The organism is Zhongshania sp. (genome assembly GCF_041623545.1).
In the GTDB taxonomy this organism is placed as follows: Bacteria; Pseudomonadota; Gammaproteobacteria; order Pseudomonadales; family Spongiibacteraceae; genus Spongiibacter.
Genome location: NZ_JBFJWS010000012.1, coordinates 13,764 through 31,117, shown reverse-complemented (window position 1 = coordinate 31,117; position 17,354 = coordinate 13,764). Strand labels below are relative to the sequence as shown.

Annotated in this window: 15 protein-coding genes; 4 read left to right on the top strand and 11 right to left on the bottom strand. The window is 51.5% G+C overall.

Annotated features, from left to right (window positions below):
- The first annotated feature begins 39 nt into the window (after positions 1–39).
- The 3 genes from ABYT30_RS03335 to ABYT30_RS03325 all read left to right on the top strand — a co-directional run bounded on the left by ABYT30_RS03335 (position 40) and on the right by ABYT30_RS03325 (position 3,490).
- A complete protein-coding gene (locus tag ABYT30_RS03335; RefSeq protein WP_373077587.1) occupies positions 40–1,425 on the top strand; it encodes an SRPBCC family protein in 1,386 nt (461 codons plus the stop codon).
- A gap of 81 nt (positions 1,426–1,506) precedes the next feature.
- Entirely contained in the window at positions 1,507–2,340 is an 834-nt protein-coding gene (locus ABYT30_RS03330; protein ID WP_373077588.1) for a TauD/TfdA dioxygenase family protein, read from the top strand.
- Positions 2,341–2,872: 532 nt separating this feature from the next.
- On the top strand, positions 2,873–3,490 hold the full coding sequence (locus ABYT30_RS03325; protein ID WP_373077589.1) for a YqiA/YcfP family alpha/beta fold hydrolase: 618 nt from the start codon (positions 2,873–2,875) through the stop codon (positions 3,488–3,490).
- A gap of 1 nt (position 3,491) precedes the next feature.
- On the opposite strand, the gene ABYT30_RS03320 is transcribed toward ABYT30_RS03325, so the two are convergent.
- Positions 3,492–4,331, bottom strand: a complete 840-nt coding sequence (locus ABYT30_RS03320; RefSeq protein WP_373077592.1) for an SDR family NAD(P)-dependent oxidoreductase — start codon at positions 4,329–4,331, stop codon at positions 3,492–3,494.
- A 65-nt stretch (positions 4,332–4,396) separates the two neighbouring features.
- Positions 4,397–5,179 carry an SDR family NAD(P)-dependent oxidoreductase gene (locus tag ABYT30_RS03315; protein WP_373077595.1) on the bottom strand — a complete coding sequence of 261 codons (783 nt, stop codon included), beginning with the start codon at positions 5,177–5,179 and terminating at the stop codon, positions 4,397–4,399.
- A gap of 154 nt (positions 5,180–5,333) precedes the next feature.
- On the opposite strand from ABYT30_RS03315, the gene ABYT30_RS03310 reads away from it, so the two are divergent.
- The gene (locus ABYT30_RS03310; protein ID WP_373077597.1) at positions 5,334–6,938 is read left to right on the top strand and encodes an AMP-binding protein; all 1,605 of its coding nucleotides are present in this window, start codon (positions 5,334–5,336) and stop codon (positions 6,936–6,938) included.
- Positions 6,939–6,963: 25 nt separating this feature from the next.
- On the opposite strand, the gene ABYT30_RS03305 is transcribed toward ABYT30_RS03310, so the two are convergent.
- The 9 genes from ABYT30_RS03305 to ABYT30_RS03265 all read right to left on the bottom strand — a co-directional run bounded on the left by ABYT30_RS03305 (position 6,964) and on the right by ABYT30_RS03265 (position 17,234).
- Complete coding sequence (locus ABYT30_RS03305) at positions 6,964–7,371, bottom strand: nuclear transport factor 2 family protein (protein WP_373077599.1); 408 nt, start codon at positions 7,369–7,371, stop codon at positions 6,964–6,966.
- Between the two features lie 45 nt (positions 7,372–7,416).
- Positions 7,417–8,652 (bottom strand): hypothetical protein, encoded by a 1,236-nt coding sequence (locus ABYT30_RS03300; RefSeq protein ID WP_373077601.1) that lies wholly within the window; start codon positions 8,650–8,652, stop codon positions 7,417–7,419.
- Between the two features lie 35 nt (positions 8,653–8,687).
- Positions 8,688–9,503, bottom strand: a complete 816-nt coding sequence (locus tag ABYT30_RS03295; RefSeq protein WP_373077603.1) for a sugar phosphate isomerase/epimerase family protein — start codon at positions 9,501–9,503, stop codon at positions 8,688–8,690.
- Between the two features lie 20 nt (positions 9,504–9,523).
- Positions 9,524–10,687: a sulfotransferase gene (locus ABYT30_RS03290; protein ID WP_373077605.1), complete on the bottom strand. Its 1,164-nt coding sequence runs from the start codon at positions 10,685–10,687 to the stop codon at positions 9,524–9,526.
- A 6-nt stretch (positions 10,688–10,693) separates the two neighbouring features.
- Positions 10,694–11,812: an LLM class flavin-dependent oxidoreductase gene (locus tag ABYT30_RS03285; protein WP_373077607.1), complete on the bottom strand. Its 1,119-nt coding sequence runs from the start codon at positions 11,810–11,812 to the stop codon at positions 10,694–10,696.
- Positions 11,813–11,997: 185 nt separating this feature from the next.
- Entirely contained in the window at positions 11,998–13,026 is a 1,029-nt protein-coding gene (locus ABYT30_RS03280; protein WP_373077609.1) for an NAD-dependent epimerase/dehydratase family protein, read from the bottom strand.
- 210 nt (positions 13,027–13,236) lie between these two features.
- Positions 13,237–14,976, bottom strand: coding sequence for a class I adenylate-forming enzyme family protein (locus ABYT30_RS03275; RefSeq protein WP_373077612.1), 1,740 nt, complete (start codon positions 14,974–14,976; stop codon positions 13,237–13,239).
- Between the two features lie 52 nt (positions 14,977–15,028).
- Positions 15,029–16,219 (bottom strand): MaoC family dehydratase N-terminal domain-containing protein, encoded by a 1,191-nt coding sequence (locus tag ABYT30_RS03270; RefSeq protein WP_373077613.1) that lies wholly within the window; start codon positions 16,217–16,219, stop codon positions 15,029–15,031.
- A 31-nt stretch (positions 16,220–16,250) separates the two neighbouring features.
- Positions 16,251–17,234, bottom strand: a complete 984-nt coding sequence (locus tag ABYT30_RS03265) for an MDR family oxidoreductase (RefSeq protein WP_373077616.1) — start codon at positions 17,232–17,234, stop codon at positions 16,251–16,253.
- Positions 17,235–17,354 lie beyond the last annotated feature (120 nt).

The window sequence follows — 17,354 nt, the reverse complement described above, 5'->3', positions numbered from 1 at the left end:
ATGTAAGAACAAAACGCTGATTTAGCTGAGGAATTTCAGATGGCCAAAACGACAAACGCAAGCTGGCCCGACAGCTGGCAAACTCTTGAACACGGCATTCGCACTGGACGCTATACCGACTCAGAATTTGCTCAACTAGAGCAGCAAAAACTGTGGACCAAAGCATGGCAAATGGCTGCCCGCCTAGACGAAATTCCCGAGCAGGGTGATTACACCGTTTACGAAATAGGCCACCAATCCGTCATGATCGTGCGGGTCGATGCCGATACTATCAAGGCTTACCATAATTTTTGTCCCCATCGCGGCACTGCGTTGGCGGAAGCCGATTGCAGCGGTACGTTTGAAAATAATCGCATTATTTGCCCCTTTCACGGCTGGCGCTGGGATCTCGCGGGCAATAACCAATATATTCTAGAACAGCAACAATTTCGCAATGGCCAACTCATCGCTTCGGATGTCGCACTGCGCGAAGTGAAATTGGAAATTTTTGCTGGCTTTGTATTTATTAATTTTGACGCCAATCCCCAACCCTTCGCCGAATTCATCGCACCTGTTGGTCAATTGATAGAAGACCTCGCCGTTGGCGATATGCATCACTATTGGTGGAAGTCAGTGGTCGCGCCGTGCAACTGGAAGGTCGCTGTTGAAGCCTTCCTTGAAGGCTACCATGTACCAGCGACTCACCCGCAGCTTGAGGTTGCCGGCGCGGAGTTTATATTCGGCGACGATGTTTCAGGACCGCCGCCGGAATACAGCCATGTCGACCATCAATATGAAATTTTCCCGAATGGCCACGGCAGGTTTCTGGGCGGTAAAAAAACGCCTATGGCAGGGCACACCAAAGTCCAGGGCGACCCTGTTGACATCATGGCCAACCGCCTAAATTTATTGGTGGAAGGCATGGACGCGATGGTGCTCAAGGAGGATGTCGATCTTGTCCGCGCGCTAAAAGGGAAACCCATACCTGAAGGTTCGTCACTGGGCGCCGAATACGTAAAATCGCTGTATTCAACAGCCGCCGCGCAAAACCGGCCCATGCCTAAACTTTTACCTGAAGTATTAGATCAGTGGGGCGGTGAAATTTTTGTGTTCCCAAACCTAATGATCTTACCCCAGGCCGGCAATACCATGATTTACCGGGTCCGCCCCAATGGCGCTGATCCCGACTCCTGCATTTTTGAAATTTTCTCAACCAAAACCTACCCCGCGGCGCAAAAACAAAGTCGCGCCGTGGTACAACCAATGACCGATGCCCACGATCCCGAGCAGTTTTTGCAAATTCCCCGTCAGGACTTTGCCAATCTGCCGCGGATGCAAAAGGGCCTACACACCCAGGGCTGCAAGCAAATTTGGCTAGCCGAATACTACGAGAAACTCATATTAAATATGCACCAAGAAATGGATCGCTATTTAACGGAGGAGTAAATCCTCCAACACCTAGTGAACCCCAAATATTAACGTTAAACACAAGCCCGACACCGGGAATATTATTGAAGGACAAATACCATGACCTCAGCCATTCACGAAAAATTGAAAGCCACCGATCTGAAACCGCGAATTGCCAGCGAAATCAAACTAGGCAAAAAAGACCTGCTCAGCGGGGAATTCGCTAGCGACATTCGCGAACTTCTAGAGCAGCGCGGCGTTTTAGTGTTTCCAAAAATTAATTTCACCGATGACGAACAGGTCGAATTCACTCGCACGCTAGGTACCCTAGCGCCAGAAATGGCCGGCGAAACCATGTACAAAGTTACCTTGGACACCAAGGAAAATGCCCTTGCCGACTATTTAAAAGGCTCACTATATTGGCATATTGATGGCACCATGAATGACGTGCCAATTCTCGCATCGATCCTCTCTAGTAAAGTGCTATCACCCACCGGCGGTAATACTGAATTCAGCAATACCTACGCAGCGTATGACGACCTCAGCGATGAAGACAAAAAAGAATTTGAAGATATGCGTGTCGAACACTCAGCCTGGGCGACACTGTTTTACTACAATCCAGAACCCTCTCTGCAAATTGCCCAGCAAATGATGGCGATAGGCGAAAAGGAACTACCGTTAGTTTGGCATCATAAATCAGGTCGCAAATCACTGGTTATCGGCGCTACCGCCCACCACATTCTTGGCCTCGGCTCCAGAAAAAGCACTGAGATCCTAGTGCGCCTACGTGACTGGGCTACCCGCCCCGAGTTCACCTACAGCCACAAATGGACAGTCGGCGATCTAGTCATGTGGGACAACACCGGTACTATGCACCGCGCCACTCCGTACGATCCAGCCTCTGGCCGCATGCTACACCGCACCAAATTGCAGGGCGAAGAGTCTTTCGAGTAATACTTTCCATAAATTAAGACCGACAATGCAAAAAGCCGCGAAGGGGGAACGCTTCGCGGCTTTTTGCATTCTACAATAGACATGGAATCCCCCCCCTTAGTCGTGCGCCAAAGCTACTCAAAATTTATAAATATAGACCAAGGGCCGGTGCTAAGACTCTGGCGGAGCTATCCATAACAAGCTAATGTGATGTCTGTGTAATCATTGCGCCGAAAAGGAGCGCGAAATTGAAGCAGAAAGCGCTAATTTTTGCATTACTGATTTCCGTAAACGCCTGTACAGCGCCACCAGAGCCAACTCAACGGAGAACCGAGACTCCGCCAGCCATAGTCGGCAATGATCGCGATATACACGGCTGCATTGGCTCTGCGGGATATTCCTGGTGCGAACGCACGTCACAATGTGAACGCCCTTGGGAGCTAGCCCAGCAAGAAGGGTTTACATTGGACTATCAGACTTATAATGAGTTTTGTTCTGTAGACCAAATCAAAACACGAATACCTGCGCCCAAGAACGATGCCGAGGCGCAGTGGTGAAAAACCTGCTGATTAATGTTCACGGTTTTCTATCATCGCATGAATCAGAAAAAATTAATGATTTACGGCAGTGCATCATTGATAACTTTAAGAGCATTGACTTTATCTCTCCCAAACTACCTAACACGCCCGAACTGGCCGTTGAATTAATTCAAAAAATAATCACCGAAAAAAGAAATGATTATGACGCCATCGGGCTCGTTGGGCATTCCTTAGGGGGCTATTTTTCAACCTATATTGCATCCAATAATAATATCAAGGCAGTGCTGGTCAACCCCGTTGTACGTGGTTACGAAATCATGTGTGAATTCTTCGGTGAGTGCCACAACCCGCATACCAATGAAGTTTTTGAAATTAACGAGCAAGATATTGAGTATTTGCTAAGCATCAATATTGAAACCATAGCGGATAAAGGTCGCTTCCTTTTAATGTTGCAGATGGGTGATGAAATACTAGACCCGAAAGACGCGTTAGCATATTACCAAGGATGTACAACCATAATGGAGCAAGGCGGAAACCATGATTTTGTGGGATTATCAAATCACACAAAATCAATGGTAAATTTTTTATTCAGCGAACACGCAGAAGAAATCACTCTAGAGCGCTTTCGCTAAATTACTCGCCCTTCATGGCACTTAGAAAGGCCTCATTAGTCACCAGCACCGGCGTATTATCCTCGGCTAAATGTGGGCCCTTCAAACTGATACCGCCATCGACCGTCAAACATTGCCCCGTCATATACGTTGACATATCCGACAATAAAAACAGCACAGTCGCGGCAAACTCCTCAAGGTTGCCCTTGCGCCCCATCGGGATTGCCCGGCGCTCAAGCACCGGATCCGGGGGCAACAACGACGAGGGGCTGACCATCGCGCCTGGCGCTAAGGCGTTGACACGAATATTGGCGTCGACCAACTCCAAAGCCATTGTCCGCACCACAGATAGCACCGCCGCTTTGGCAGCGCCATAGCCAACATTAAAGGGTTGAGCACCCAATGCTGTGATCGAAGAGATGGCGACAATAGAGCCTGTGCGACCCTGTGCTTTTAACTCGGCGGCCACCGCCTGACTAATAAAGAACATGGAGTCGAGGTTAACGGAAAATAGCGCGTTCCAATCCGCACGCTTAAGGCGCGTCGATGGCCCCCACGTTGGCGGTGGCCCACCACCCACCACCGCAACCAAGCCGTGCAGATCCCCTTTCGTTTCCTTAACACAAGCCATAACTTTGGCCACGCCTTCATCGGTTTCTAAGTCCGCCGCGACTGACACCACCGACAGGCCTTCTGCGACTAAGGGCCCGAGATGCGTGTCGAGGTTAGCCTGATCGCGACTGACGCCAATCACGGTTGCGCCTGCGCTCGCCACCATGCGGCTAACTGCCGTACCCAAGCCACCACCACCGGCGCCAGTTACCACCACGATACGACCATCAAGTTGCAAAAGGTTTTGCATAAACCGACCTCACTATTTTTATAAACCCCGGTACCGCAGTAAAAATGCTGCGTTGCCTCGCGGTATTATTTATCTGAATCACCAACCCACTCAGCACTCAAGGCCTCAGGAGAAAGGTATTTGGTTGACGACCAACCGCCATCCACAACAATGGTTTGGCCGTTAATATACTCGCCACCGGGTGAGCATAAAAAGGCAATGGTGCTAGCGATATCACCTGCTTCACCCAAACGCGGATAAGGCGTCATCTCAACGTTCATACGTTTAAACATCTTGTCGTTTAAACGCTCCTTAACCATATCGGTGAGGGTTACCCCCGGCGCCACGCAGTTTGCACGAATGCCCAACGGGCCGTAGTCACAGGCAATATGCAGAGTCAGTGCGGTTAAGCCACCCTTGGCCGCCGAATAGGCGCCACCGCGTCGGCCTCCCACAACTGCATAGGTTGACGTGACATTGATAATAGCCGAACCGGGCTTCATGTGTGGAATGACGTCCCGCGCCAAACGAAAGGGCGCGCGCAGCATAATGCCAAGGAAATGATCCAAGGTGGCGTCATCGGTCTCATGTAGAGGCTTAGGACTACCAATACCGGCATTATTTATTAAAAAATCGATACGGCCGAAGCGATCCAAGGCCAGCTTAATAATTTTTTCAGGCGCATCATCGGCGGCGATATCAACAGATATCGTAGCCACGCGTTTCGAATCGCCGATCTCCGCTTCCAGTGCCGCTAATTTTTCAAGATCTCGGCCTACGCCAACCACCGCCATACCCATATCATAGAGTTGTTTGGTTGTAGCCAAGCCAATACCGCCGCCAGCGCCTGTAATGATCGCAACTTTCATCTTTATACTTCCTATGCTTTATACATTTTATGCTGACCACTTTAGCGTGGGAGCAAAGCGAAGTGAAGTGTATTATAATCATCTGTGTTGATTAGTTGGGCTGCAGCTACACAATTGCGACTTAAGCCAATATGTGAACAGGAATAAATTGACTATGGTTACGGGAACACATAACGGACGCCGGATAATAGACGGACGCTCAATCCGCTGGAATACAGAGCGCGCCGATCAAGCCTATCAAGACGGCTACTGGGTTGAAGAAACCCTGGCCGACGCCCTTGCCAACGCCGCCAAGCAAACACCGGACCGTATCCTCCTTGTCGATGGTGATATCCGCCTTAGCGCCCGCGACCTGCACCACAAGGCCACTGCCCTGGCACAAAGCATGGCCGCCCGCTTCCCAGTTGGGAGCGTCATTTCCTTTATGCTGCCCAACTGGCATGAGGCCGCCGTTATTTATCTGGCCTCCACCCTCGCCGGTATGGTCGCCCACCCCGTTCTGCCGTCTCTGCGGGAACACGATCTACGCTTTATGCTCGATGATATCGACAGCAAAATGATTTTTATTCCCGAAACTTTCCGCGGCCACCATTGCGCAAACATGCTCAGCGACGTGGTTACCCAACTAAAAACGCCGCCTCAGGTCGTGGTAGTACGGGGTAATAGCGGGGAGCATACCGCCTATGATTCGCTGTTTAACAATCAGTCGACACAAGTGCTGCCCAAGCTCGATCCTGATGCCGTGCGCATGATTATGTATACCTCTGGCACCACGGGCAGCCCCAAAGGCGTGATGCACAGCCACAACTCTATTCACGCCCTAATTAAGCAGCTCGGCGAGCACTGGCTGATTGACAAGGGCGACAAGTTTTTAGTCGCCTCACCAATCAGTCATATCGGCGGCTCCATTTACGCCTTTGAGTGTCCACTACTCTTAGAGGTCACGTCGGTATTAATGGAACAATGGAACGCCGATGAAGGCGTCGCGTATCTGACCAAGGAGCGTTGCACCCATTTCGCCGGAGCCACTCCCTTTTTAGTACAGACCTTAGCCGCCGCGCAGCGCGCCAATACCCGCCTCCCGGACTTAAAGCTATTTGTGTGTGGCGGCGCCTCAGTACCACCGTCACTCATTCGCGAAGCCGCTGCGTATTTCGAAAAAGCCGTCGTAACCCGTGTATACGGCTCAACCGAAGTACCCGTAATGACCGTTGGCGTAAACGATAAAAATGACGTTGACCACGCCGCCGACACCGACGGCAAAGCTGGCATCGCCCATCTAAAGCTGACGGATAGCGGTGAGGTAGCCGCGCGCGGGCCACAAATGCTCGTGGGTTACTTGCACTCCGACGCCGAGGCCAGTGTCTTTGACGACCAAGGCTACTATTGCAGCGGCGATATCGGGCGCTGGGTTGATGACGAATACCTTGTCATTGCCGGGCGCATTAAAGATATTATTATCCGCAACGGCGAAAATATTGCCCCGAAAGAAGTTGAAGATTTACTGGTGAATCATCCCGACATTGCCGAGATAGCCATTGTCGGCTTACCCGACCCTAAAACCGGTGAGCGCGCCTGTGCGGTGATTGTCCCCAAAGGCGGCGCCCGCCCAGATGTAGCCAGCCTCAAAGACTTTCTAAACAACTTAGGTGTGGCGCGCTTTAAATTTCCAGAACAGATAGCGCTATGGCAAACACTGCCCAAGAACGATGCCGGCAAAGTACTTAAACACAAAATACGCGCCGAGTTACTGGGTTAGTGGCAGCCTAAACCTATACCACAGACTATGACTTACTTGCCGCCGCGGCGGCCTGCTGCATCAATGGCAGTAATTTTTCTCGTACGGCAACCATATCCATAAATTCCGATGCGGCGGCAATACGGCCATTCTTAATTCGAAATGAGAATACGTGGCTATTATTAAATGCTTCGCCAGTAATCAGGGTGCCGCTTGATTTTATTTCGGCAACGACGCGGTCCTCCTCGGCAGTAAGCGACGTAATTTGGTAGTTTAAACCGCCATCAAAAATGGCGGCCAGTAATTTTGCGCCGCCTAGAAATCGCGCCATGTCCGCAGTACCACCAGATATCGACCAAAAACGCATATCCTCGGTGAAAAGGCTCGTAGGCACATTACCACTAGGCAAAACCTCAAAAAACTCGCGGACTATTTTCTTGTTATTCTCGAGCACTATTCTTAACCCCCTAGTAAATCCACTACATTAAAACGAGATAATTTATATTCGGTAACGCCGCCGAATGCTGTTAAAGCGCTGTTTTAACAACATCGCTCGCTGCTGTGCAGAGACCTTAACACTATCCGCCGGAAGCGCACTCGCCAGCTCACTCACCTTAACTAGCCGCGTATTAAATTCAGTTGAATTGGTGCTAAGTAAATTGCGGTAGCAAACATTACCGCGCTCGAAACCTTGGGTATCCAACCAATTATGATAGCCAAGATCTTGGTGGCTCAATATCAACCTCACCTTACCGTCGCTGTCGATTTTGGTCCGCGCTGGGGTATAGCTGACCGGACGATATTGATAGTCGAGGCTATTGAAAAACACCCCCATATTCGACACCATCCAAAAGCCGTCGTGGGCATCAAACTCGATAATAAGAGCCTCATCGTCGGCTAGCTGCCAACACAGGCTGGCAACAGCGCGCCCCCGCTTTTGATCATCTTGACCAACACCACCGGCCGGGTCCGGTGGAAAAGCGTTAACATTAATCGGGTCAACAAAGGGACTGTATTGATAGGGGTGGTCCGGCCAGTCATCCATGACTGCCAATACAAATTTTCCGGCCCAGGCCATTGCTGCAATCATGTCATCCGCGCTCGGCAACGGCCGTGGCGAATCCATATCCACACGTTCAATGCTCATGTCTGCTGGCAACTCATCCCAGCGGTCAAAACCTTGGCGCAAAAATAGTTTGCGGGTGTTTGGGGTAGAGGGCAGCCAATTAGGCCCCCGTTTCGGGCCACCAATAAACAATTCAAAATTCCCATCGGCATCGCATTCCAGTTGGTGCGCAAATAAATTAGCCTCCGGAATATCGCCAAAAGGATCATGCAAGCTGGGTATCTGCGTACCCGGCTGAAACTCCGGTCGCTGCCCTTGTACGGTAAAGTTTAAAAATCTGGCCGTGCCGCGATTGCCGGCAATACGGTATACCGAGTCGCCGTCGATCCAAGCCTGCAAGTACAGAAAATCAGCGGCGTCGCTACCCAGTTTGCGAGTCGGCGTACAGAACGGGTGGAGTGCTGGGTAGCGTGTATCCTTTGTTTCCAGCGCTAAATCGAAGGCCTGCCCGAGGTTCTGGGTAAGAAAGCGAAAGGCATCGGCGCGGTGATCTGGCGTTGCCGGATTATAGTCCTTAAATACCCGTTCTCCGGCCGCCTCTAATTGTCGGCAAAATTGTTGCCAAGCAGTGTGCAGGGCTTCGTCTCCCGGGTGATCACCTAATGCCATTGTTAGTCCCTCTTATTATTCAACCGGCTATCAATTCACGCGCCGAGCCCTTGCAGCATATTGCCCAGTACAGCACCAGCGCGCGCGGTTGCCGCCAGCGCGCCCTCCTCGTCGATACGCGGGCCCAATAACTCCATATCAAAAGCGCCCTGATAACCCGCTGCCAATAAGTAGTTCAGCATCAGCGGGATGGGCATAGCACCATCACCAATCACTGCGCGCGCAGGTAGCGCCCGGTCACCTAAAACATAATCTGAGACTTGCACTAGATCGCAGCGAGGTACAGCGCGTTCAATAAGTGCTTTTAAATCAGGCTCGGTCCAGCAACTAAACAGGTCGATACACACCCCAATGTCCGCCATTTCGGCCAAGCTAATGGTATCCCGCAGAGTGTGAGCGATATGAATATCGGCATATTGTGGGGGCGCATTTTCAATCATCAGTGCAATACCAGCATCCCGCGCTTGCCCAACACAGGGTGCCACTGCCTTGATAAATACCTCAGCCGCCTGCTCCCACAGCATATTACCGTGACCGCCAGTCAGCATATAAATAGACTTTGCGCCCAGCGTCGCTGCCACCTTGATCTGTGCTGACAAACGCTGCCGCGGCTGCACCCAGTCTGCCGAATTGGCACTGAGTGCCTGCCCCGGTAAAAACGGATGCATGATGGTTTCTAACTGGTAATTTCCAGTCGCTAGAGCGGCTTGCGCGGCAGCCACGCCTTCAGCGTCTAGCACTGGGCCAACAAGACTGACGCGCTTGGCATCCAAATGACGCCAATACCCCGCCTGCTCTTTTAGACTATTACTTAAAAAACAAATGCCAGTGACAGCAATTCGCTCGTGCATAGGCAGGTATCCTAGATGACTCAGCGGGTCTCTACATCAAGCCCGAAACGCTTCCGATAAGGGGCAAACTCTTCATTTAGAGCGTTAATATCAACGCCGATATCGTCACTGGAATATTCAAATTTCCCATAGCGACCACCCTTATTATTAACCAAGTAATCGCGCATAGCGCTCTCGGCCCCAGCGCTCATGGTAAGCCCTGCGAAAGTATAAAACTTGGCGATGGTGCCGACGGGATCAGCAACAAAATCGGTATAACGCACATGGAAAATTCGCGGGTCATCGACCATGGGATTGCTCATGGTGTCTTGTATACCGGCACGGGTCGCCGCCAAATGGATCGCGGCTTGCTGCTTAACATCCACCTCACCGGCAAAGGCTTTAGTCAATACTGCGGCCATACCGATACGCGACGCAGTAACTTGCACAGGGTCGCGGTGAGTCCAAATTAAACGGGCATCTGGATAGGCATCGAAAAAAGATTTTAAGCGCGGACCGTGAAAACCCTTTAGCGCCCAACGTTTTTTTGGCTGCCCAAACTGGCAGTGCTGCAACATCATTTTGTGAATTTTATATTGGTCATCGGGGTTGGTCGGCATGCCGCCAACAAACATGCCAATCGGCGCCCGCCACCATGCCGTAGGTGTCATTACCCTGAAGTCCATCGCCCAAGTACGCTCACACTCCGGCAGACCATCACCTAACATATCGTTGTAGGGGTGAATTTTAAGCCACTCCGGCGCCTTGGTATTAATCTCCTGCCAATCGGCATCCGCTAGCGCGCGACGGGGATCATCCGCTTTTGCCAAGCCCGGTGGTGGCGAGGGATACATCACCTCCCAAAACCGCAGCGAGCGGGAGTCTGGGTCAACCGACAATAGCGCATGTAGTAAGGTCGTGCCCGAACGGGGTTCACCGGTGGCGAACAATGGCCGCTCAATGACCTCCTCGGCCAGGCCCGGATAAGTCTTATGGTCATTAAAGAATTGCAGGCGGGAAGTAAGTAAACCGTGACAGACCTCCGCAGCCGCAGCCTGGCCCGCCGCGTCCATATTCAATTTGCGTAACTGTTCAACGCCAATGGCAAAGCGTTCGGCAAAACTGTCGTCACCATAATCACTTAACTTGGTGGCAATTTCGGCTTTTCGGAGTAGTTGCGGTGCATCCAAAATATCCATTGTCATCACTCGCTACTCCCCACACAACCGCAGCAATTCGTCCTCGGTTTCCCGCACTTTGGCTGCAGAAAGCGCGCCATACTTAAGTCCCGCCATACCGCCGTAATCAAGAATTTTAGGCACTCGCAGGCCGGCATCAACAAAACCCTTCACTTGCTTGGCGACTTGCTTGGGCGTGCCGTGGGGAATAACAGCCAGAATAGATTCAGGATCAACTTTGTCCAGCATGTCGAGAATGCGCTCGCGGGTGAGCACGCCCGGATCAATATCTTGATAGCCGCCCCAGTTCTCGCCCATAGGATGATCGTAGCCGTGAGCTTTCAGCGCGGGTGCAGAAATTTGTAATATCCACGCCTTCACCAGTGGCGCTTGAAGAATCTCGGCTAGCTCGTCGTCGTCACCAATCAGGCAGGTCATGATAAACGCGGGCACAATCGCCATAGGGTCTCGCCCTGCCTGTTCTGCTGAGTCACGAATGATTTTTAATTTGTCAGCGTATTCTTCAGGCGACCACGCCCCGGCAGGCCACCAACCGTCGGCGTAGCGGCCTGTAATCTTGAGCATTCGCGGGCCACCGGCGCCGATCCATATTTTCGGGAATTTACCCTCATAAGGTTCGGTATCCATGCGGGCATGATGGAGCTTAAAAAACTCGCCCTCAAAATCCACCGGACCTTCACTCTCCCACAGTAGGCGTATAACTTTTAGGGACTCTTCAAAGCGGCTAACCGGTTTAGCAAAATCAAAACCGTAGGGCACGGTATTCTCGGTTTCACCACTGCCAAGACCGAGAATAAACCGACCTTTAGAAAGATGGTCGATGGTCAAGGCTGTTTGCGCTAACGACGAAGGGTGACGCCGCACTGTGTCGACAACGCTAGTTGCCAAGGGCACATTTTTGGTCAACGCGGCCGCAGCGGCTGCTACCGCCAAACCGTCGAGATGGCGGTGCGGCGACGGCGACACGGTGGCAAGGTCAGTAAATTCCGGCGTCCAAATCGAATCCGGCCAGAAGCTTACCATGTGATCGGGCAGCCACACCGAATGGTAACGACCACTATCAAGGGCCTCTAATTGACTAAAATCTAAGGGCAGTGTGGTGCGCAAAAATGCCGCTGGTTGGACTTTCATAGGGTACAACTCACTCTGTCGGGCACGGTAAAACAGCGTACATACCGTGGAAATTTTATTATTTCGCTAGGTCGATACTAAATAGACAACAGTGTTGAGTCAACAATGAGTGAGGGACGTCACTCACTTACCCTAGCCCTAACCTTCTAACGGCAAGTAAGTGGTCGTATTATAATTCTGCCAATTTATTTGTCGGTGGACTTTTCAGCATTGTGCTGGCTATACCACGCCACGGCATCCTTAATGGTTTCTGCCATTGGCCGAGGCCGCCAGTGAAGTTCGCGACGGGCCTTACTGCTGTCCAGCTCCTTGAAAGCGTCAGACAAATACACTGCAGTGGTACTCAACATATAGTCCTTTTTACGCAGCAATTTGAAAATACTCTCTGCCAGCCAAGCAACGCAGTAAGCAAAGCGCATCGAAATAAAACGCGGTGGCTTGCTGCCACCCTCGGCCGCCGCCAGTGCGCAAAACCGCTCCTGACTAATATATTCATTGGCAATGATATAGCGTTCACCAAAACGGCCGTATTGCTCAGCCAGTAATTTTGCTTCTGCCGCATCGCGAATATCCACGGTGGGCGCACTCGCCTTCACTGCAACCGGCAGTTTGCCGCAAGCCACTTCCCACAACATATTGCCGTGGGGGGTAGGCTGGTAATCTTGGGGGCCATAGGTATTGGCAATACACAGCGCCACCCCCGGCAAACCTTTTTCCCGGCAGTAGCGCAAAAACTCTTGCTCGGCTTTATGGCGAGCCAAAATATAAGGCGAGGCGTTCTTACCCCAATTGAATTCAGTCTCTTCAGTCACTAAGCCGTTGGGGTTAAGGCCAAGGGTACCCATGGTACTGGTGAAAATAAAACGTTCAATGCCATTGGCCAGCGCCGCGTCCATGGCATTAACTAAGCCATCAACATTATTGCGGTAAATTGGCGTGGGATCACTCAACCAAAAGCGGGGATCAACGACGCTATAAAACACGCTGCCACAGCCGGCCATGGCATTATTCAAAGAGGCAGGGTCAAGTACATCGCCGTAGAAAATTTCGACATCGAGATCATCGATAGCGGCGGTGCTGCTAGTTTTGCGCAGTAACACCCGCACCTTGCGGCCCTTGGCGACAAGTAAGCGTGCAGTGTGACTACCAACAAAGCCACTGGCGCCGGCAACTAAAACCGGTTTATCCATGAAGTTATTTTCTGTATCTGTCATCAGCGGGCGCCCTCTATGTGATACTGGCCATATCGAAATTTGCAGCCTACATATTACTCAACAACGTTGTCCATATCACTTTTTATTGCCTGCGCGCCGCCAATGAATACACAGCGGGAGGCAATGGATTAGCAAACTAGGGCGGGGGCTATAAGGAAAATAAATCTGTGGGGAAACTAAAGCCCCCATCACTGAGGGCTGAATACATACTCAAGCGCTAGCGGGTTCGCTAATACCTAAACGTTTATTGGCAAGGGCCTTCAAATCTCCCGCCTTCACTTTCTCATTACCGGTCAAGGGGTACTCTGCTTCACTAAACACCAGCACCTCTCGTGGTACTTTGAAGCTGGCTAAGCGCGCTTTCAAAAAGGCGACCAACTCTTGGGGTTCGATACTCACGCCATCGACGGCGACGATACACGACACCACCATTTCGCTCAGGGTTTCATGGGCAACACCAATAGTTTGGGTGCGCTTAATACCTGGGTAGGCGGCAATTGCGGTATCCACTTCTTGGGGTGAGACATTGGCGCCACCGGTTTTAATAATGTCGTTTAAGCGCCCCTCCCAAAATAAGTGACCTTTGTCATCGATATAACCGCCGTCGCCCGTGCGATGAAACCCCTCGGCATCGAATATCTCGTCAGGGGCTTTACCGATATAGCCCATCATCAAAGTTGGACCTTTGATGCACACTTCACCGCGCTCGCCCATGGGCACGATCTCGCCGCTAAGGGGGTCGATAACTTTAATAATATTACCGGGCAAGATCGGGCCAAAATTCGCAGTATCGGCGTTGGCGGGATCACCAGACACAAAGGAGCTAAGAATACTCATGGTCTCGGTGGTGCCGAAGGCATTGGGCAGCTCCCAGTCGGTGTTCGCCGTTGGGTGAGTCAAAATAATTTCACCCTTGGTGATATAGCGCAGACTGCTAAAATCAGCGGCATCCCAATTCGGCGAGGCTTTCATCCGCGCCCACTGATGAGGACGACCATTCATTAAGGTGACTTTTTCGGCGCTAATCATTTTCAGGGCTGAATCGGCGTCAAATAGCGGCTGCATAATTAGCGCGCCGCCGGTGGACAGCGCATTGCCGACAACGATGGTCATAGGCCCTGCCCAGAAAAAACCATTGCCGGTCCAGCAGCGCGCCGGTTCCTGCAAATTCCACAGCCGCGGCCAGCGCCAAAACTGTAGCGTGAACGCGCGCTGAGACTGGCGAATTGCCTTGGGCAAACTGGTCGTCCCAGAGGAGAAAAACACACCGCCAGCGTCAGCCGGGTGCACTGTTTGCGCACGCGCCTCAACAACGCCATCACTAATGCCCTGCGCCTTGGCTAAAAAGCTTTGCCAGCTTTCATATGCAGGGATACTCGCCGGATCACGTTCAGTTGCACCTTCGGCCGTCACGCCGCGCAGCCACACCAGCGATTTCAAAAACGGAAATTTTTCGGAATAAATTTCGCCCGCTGCAGCACTTAAAACTTTGGGTTCTAAACCATTAATGACGTCGACAAAATCTTTTTTCAGCACCTGATCTTCGAGCAGCAGCACCGATATGCCAGACACTGACAGCATATGCTCCATTTCAGAGGGCGTAGAAAAAGTACTTAAGACAACAAACTCGCCACCCGCCATCGCCGTGCCAAACAAGGCACTGAGGTATTCAGGACGATTGGTCATCAAAATACCAACTCGGCTACCCTTGCTGACACCACTGGCGATCAAGGCCTTGGCGACCTCAACTGAGCGCGCCCACAAATCTTGGTAGGTCCAGCGTTGCACACCGTCAACGCCGTGCATGACAACCGCTTCGCTGTCGCGATAGCGCTCGGAAACTTCGCGTAAATAACCCGGAATCGACAATGCGCCAATACCAGGTTCTTCTGCTAATGGAGGCGCGGCGTAGAGTGACATCGCCGCGGTTTGTGCTTTTATATCGCCCATGAAATAGACCCAGTGCAGATCAGTGTTTACAAACCCCTATACCAATAAGAGATTAGTAAGGAAGCTCAACTTCTGCCGTTCCTTTGAGAATGATCTCGCCGGTCTGGGTTGTCATCACAACTTGCACCTTAACGACCGGGCAGCCGAAGGGAGACTTGTCGATTTTCTCGAGGATGGTTCCATCCATATAGGTCACATCACCCTCAAAAGCCGGATTGCGGAACTGAGTATTGGAGTGCCAGATAAAACCATTGTGGCCAGCCCAATACGCAATATAGTCAAGATGCCAGGCGTTCATAGAAGCGCCATAGCCATACATACCGCCCATACCAATATTGGTGGCTTTTTCTAAATCGACATGGCCACTTGAGGGGCCAAAATAAAGACCATCACCCATGCGCGGGTCAATTTTACGGGCGTCATAATCGTAAGACATATCGTCGGCAAAGCCGGCGTTTTCCGTCGCGGGGTCGTACTTACCTTCGGGTACATTCCAGCGCCAGGTGCCCCAAACATTTTGACGGAAGGCGCGGTATTCGGTAACAAAGGTCACCACCGAATGCGGGCCAACGACCCGACGTGGCAATTTGTCGCCAACGTTCACATCGCCGTAAGCCGGGGAGTGTCCTTCGCGGTTAGACATTAACCACTCGTGACGAACCTTGTGAATTTCTTTGATTTCGTCTTTTGTCCAACGATGAGGTGCAGCTCGTTCAGCGCCATGCACGGCACGTTTATTTGCCTCTTCACGCAGATAGCGAATCGAGGTCGCGCGCTCTCTCGCAACCAGCACATCATCCTGATTGCGATGTTCGGTATCGCCACGCTGAAAAACGGTAGGACCAGCAAAACTGGTTTCCTTCACATCGTAGCCATCAAAGCGGCGCTTTTGAAACAGCTTATCGCCAGGACGAACACGGGCGCCGAAGAACCACCATTCTTCGCCGCCAAAAATTAGGTGCGAGCCGGGAATATTACCCACGCCCGCAGGGTGGCAACCGTGGCCATAGTCCATCGCGACGGCGAAGGACTGTGGCGCAACAATGCCACCGAATTGTGAAGAATTGGCAAATTCCTCATCCCAGTGAATGGGGTTTGGGTTATCCATCGCCATTGCCCAGCGACGGATATCAGTTGCGTTACAGGGGTCCCACAACTCTGCAAACACGACCTCCTTGCCAACCAGACGATCTAAATCACTCAGGTCGAGCTCGACAGTCTTATTATCTTGGTCTGCAGACATTACTCAATTCCTCACTATTCGTTATGCGACGTTATTTATTAACGTCTACTACTACGCGACCGCGTAAAGTACCTTCCATCATTTGTGTTGCAACACCAACAGCATCTGACAAACTGATATCTTTAACGATCAACTCCAATACTTCTACATCTAAATCCCGAGCCAAGCGCTCCCAAGCCACCATACGGGTCGCTTTAGGCGCCATAACACTGTCGATACCCAACAGCGAAACACCACGTAAAATAAAGGGCATTACTGTACCGGGGAGATCTGCACCCTGGGCGAGACCACAAGCGGCAACAGCACCACCGTAGCGCGTTTGCGCGCAGGCATTAACCAGCGTTTGGCTACCAGCGGCATCTACCACACCCGCCCAACGTTCTTTTTGCAATGGCTTGCCGCGCTCACTTAAGTCGCTGCGCGGAATTACGGAAGTAGCGCCCAATTTTTTCAGGTAATCGGCTTCGCTCTCTTTACCGGTTGCCGCAACAACGTTAAAACCCGCTTTTGCAAGCAAGGCAATCGCCACGCTACCCACGCCGCCAGTTGCAGCCGTAACCAACACTTCGCCCTGCTCTGGCTTAACGCCGTGCTTGATCAAGGCCTCTACACACAGGCTTGCGGTATAACCGGCAGTACCAATAGCCATGGCCTGACGAGTCGTAAATGCCGATGGCAATGCCACCAACCAATCGCCATTCAAGCGAGCTTTTTGCGCCAAGCCGCCCCAGTGTGCTTCACCAACACCCCAGCCATTCAAGACGACTTTGTCGCCAGCTTTATAATCTGCATGGCTGCTTTCTGAAACCACGCCAGCGAGATCAATACCGGGCACCATCGGAAATTTACGCACAACCGGTGAGCTACCAGTGATCGCCAAACCGTCTTTAAAGTTCATGGTCGAGTATTCAACGTCAATAGTGACGTTACCCTCGGGCAGCTGCGACTCATCAATTTGCGCTACTTCAACGCTCTGGCCGTCGTCGCCTTTGTTAATCAAAATTCCTGAAAACATAATACCCTCTCTCGATGTTGGTTAATGCGTGTTGAAACAACTAGCGTAGCCAGTCAGTTTTTTATTTATACCGCCTAATAACACCGCAACATCGCGCACTTCTTTATATGGTTGGTATGC

What these genes read in the sequence shown, in the direction of transcription:
- ABYT30_RS03335 (WP_373077587.1), top strand. Translation starts at nt 40, where the DNA reads ATGGCCAAAACGACAAACGCAAGCTGGCCCGACAGCTGGCAAACTCTT.
- ABYT30_RS03330 (WP_373077588.1), top strand. Translation starts at nt 1,507, where the DNA reads ATGACCTCAGCCATTCACGAAAAATTGAAAGCCACCGATCTGAAACCG.
- ABYT30_RS03320 (WP_373077592.1), bottom strand. Translation starts at nt 4,331, where the DNA reads ATGCAAAACCTTTTGCAACTTGATGGTCGTATCGTGGTGGTAACTGGC.
- ABYT30_RS03315 (WP_373077595.1), bottom strand. Translation starts at nt 5,179, where the DNA reads ATGAAAGTTGCGATCATTACAGGCGCTGGCGGCGGTATTGGCTTGGCT.
- ABYT30_RS03310 (WP_373077597.1), top strand. Translation starts at nt 5,334, where the DNA reads ATGGTTACGGGAACACATAACGGACGCCGGATAATAGACGGACGCTCA.
- ABYT30_RS03300 (WP_373077601.1), bottom strand. Translation starts at nt 8,652, where the DNA reads ATGGCATTAGGTGATCACCCGGGAGACGAAGCCCTGCACACTGCTTGG.
- ABYT30_RS03295 (WP_373077603.1), bottom strand. Translation starts at nt 9,503, where the DNA reads ATGCACGAGCGAATTGCTGTCACTGGCATTTGTTTTTTAAGTAATAGT.
- ABYT30_RS03290 (WP_373077605.1), bottom strand. Translation starts at nt 10,687, where the DNA reads ATGACAATGGATATTTTGGATGCACCGCAACTACTCCGAAAAGCCGAA.
- ABYT30_RS03285 (WP_373077607.1), bottom strand. Translation starts at nt 11,812, where the DNA reads ATGAAAGTCCAACCAGCGGCATTTTTGCGCACCACACTGCCCTTAGAT.
- ABYT30_RS03280 (WP_373077609.1), bottom strand. Translation starts at nt 13,026, where the DNA reads ATGACAGATACAGAAAATAACTTCATGGATAAACCGGTTTTAGTTGCC.
- ABYT30_RS03275 (WP_373077612.1), bottom strand. Translation starts at nt 14,976, where the DNA reads ATGGGCGATATAAAAGCACAAACCGCGGCGATGTCACTCTACGCCGCG.
- ABYT30_RS03270 (WP_373077613.1), bottom strand. Translation starts at nt 16,219, where the DNA reads ATGTCTGCAGACCAAGATAATAAGACTGTCGAGCTCGACCTGAGTGAT.
- ABYT30_RS03265 (WP_373077616.1), bottom strand. Translation starts at nt 17,234, where the DNA reads ATGTTTTCAGGAATTTTGATTAACAAAGGCGACGACGGCCAGAGCGTT.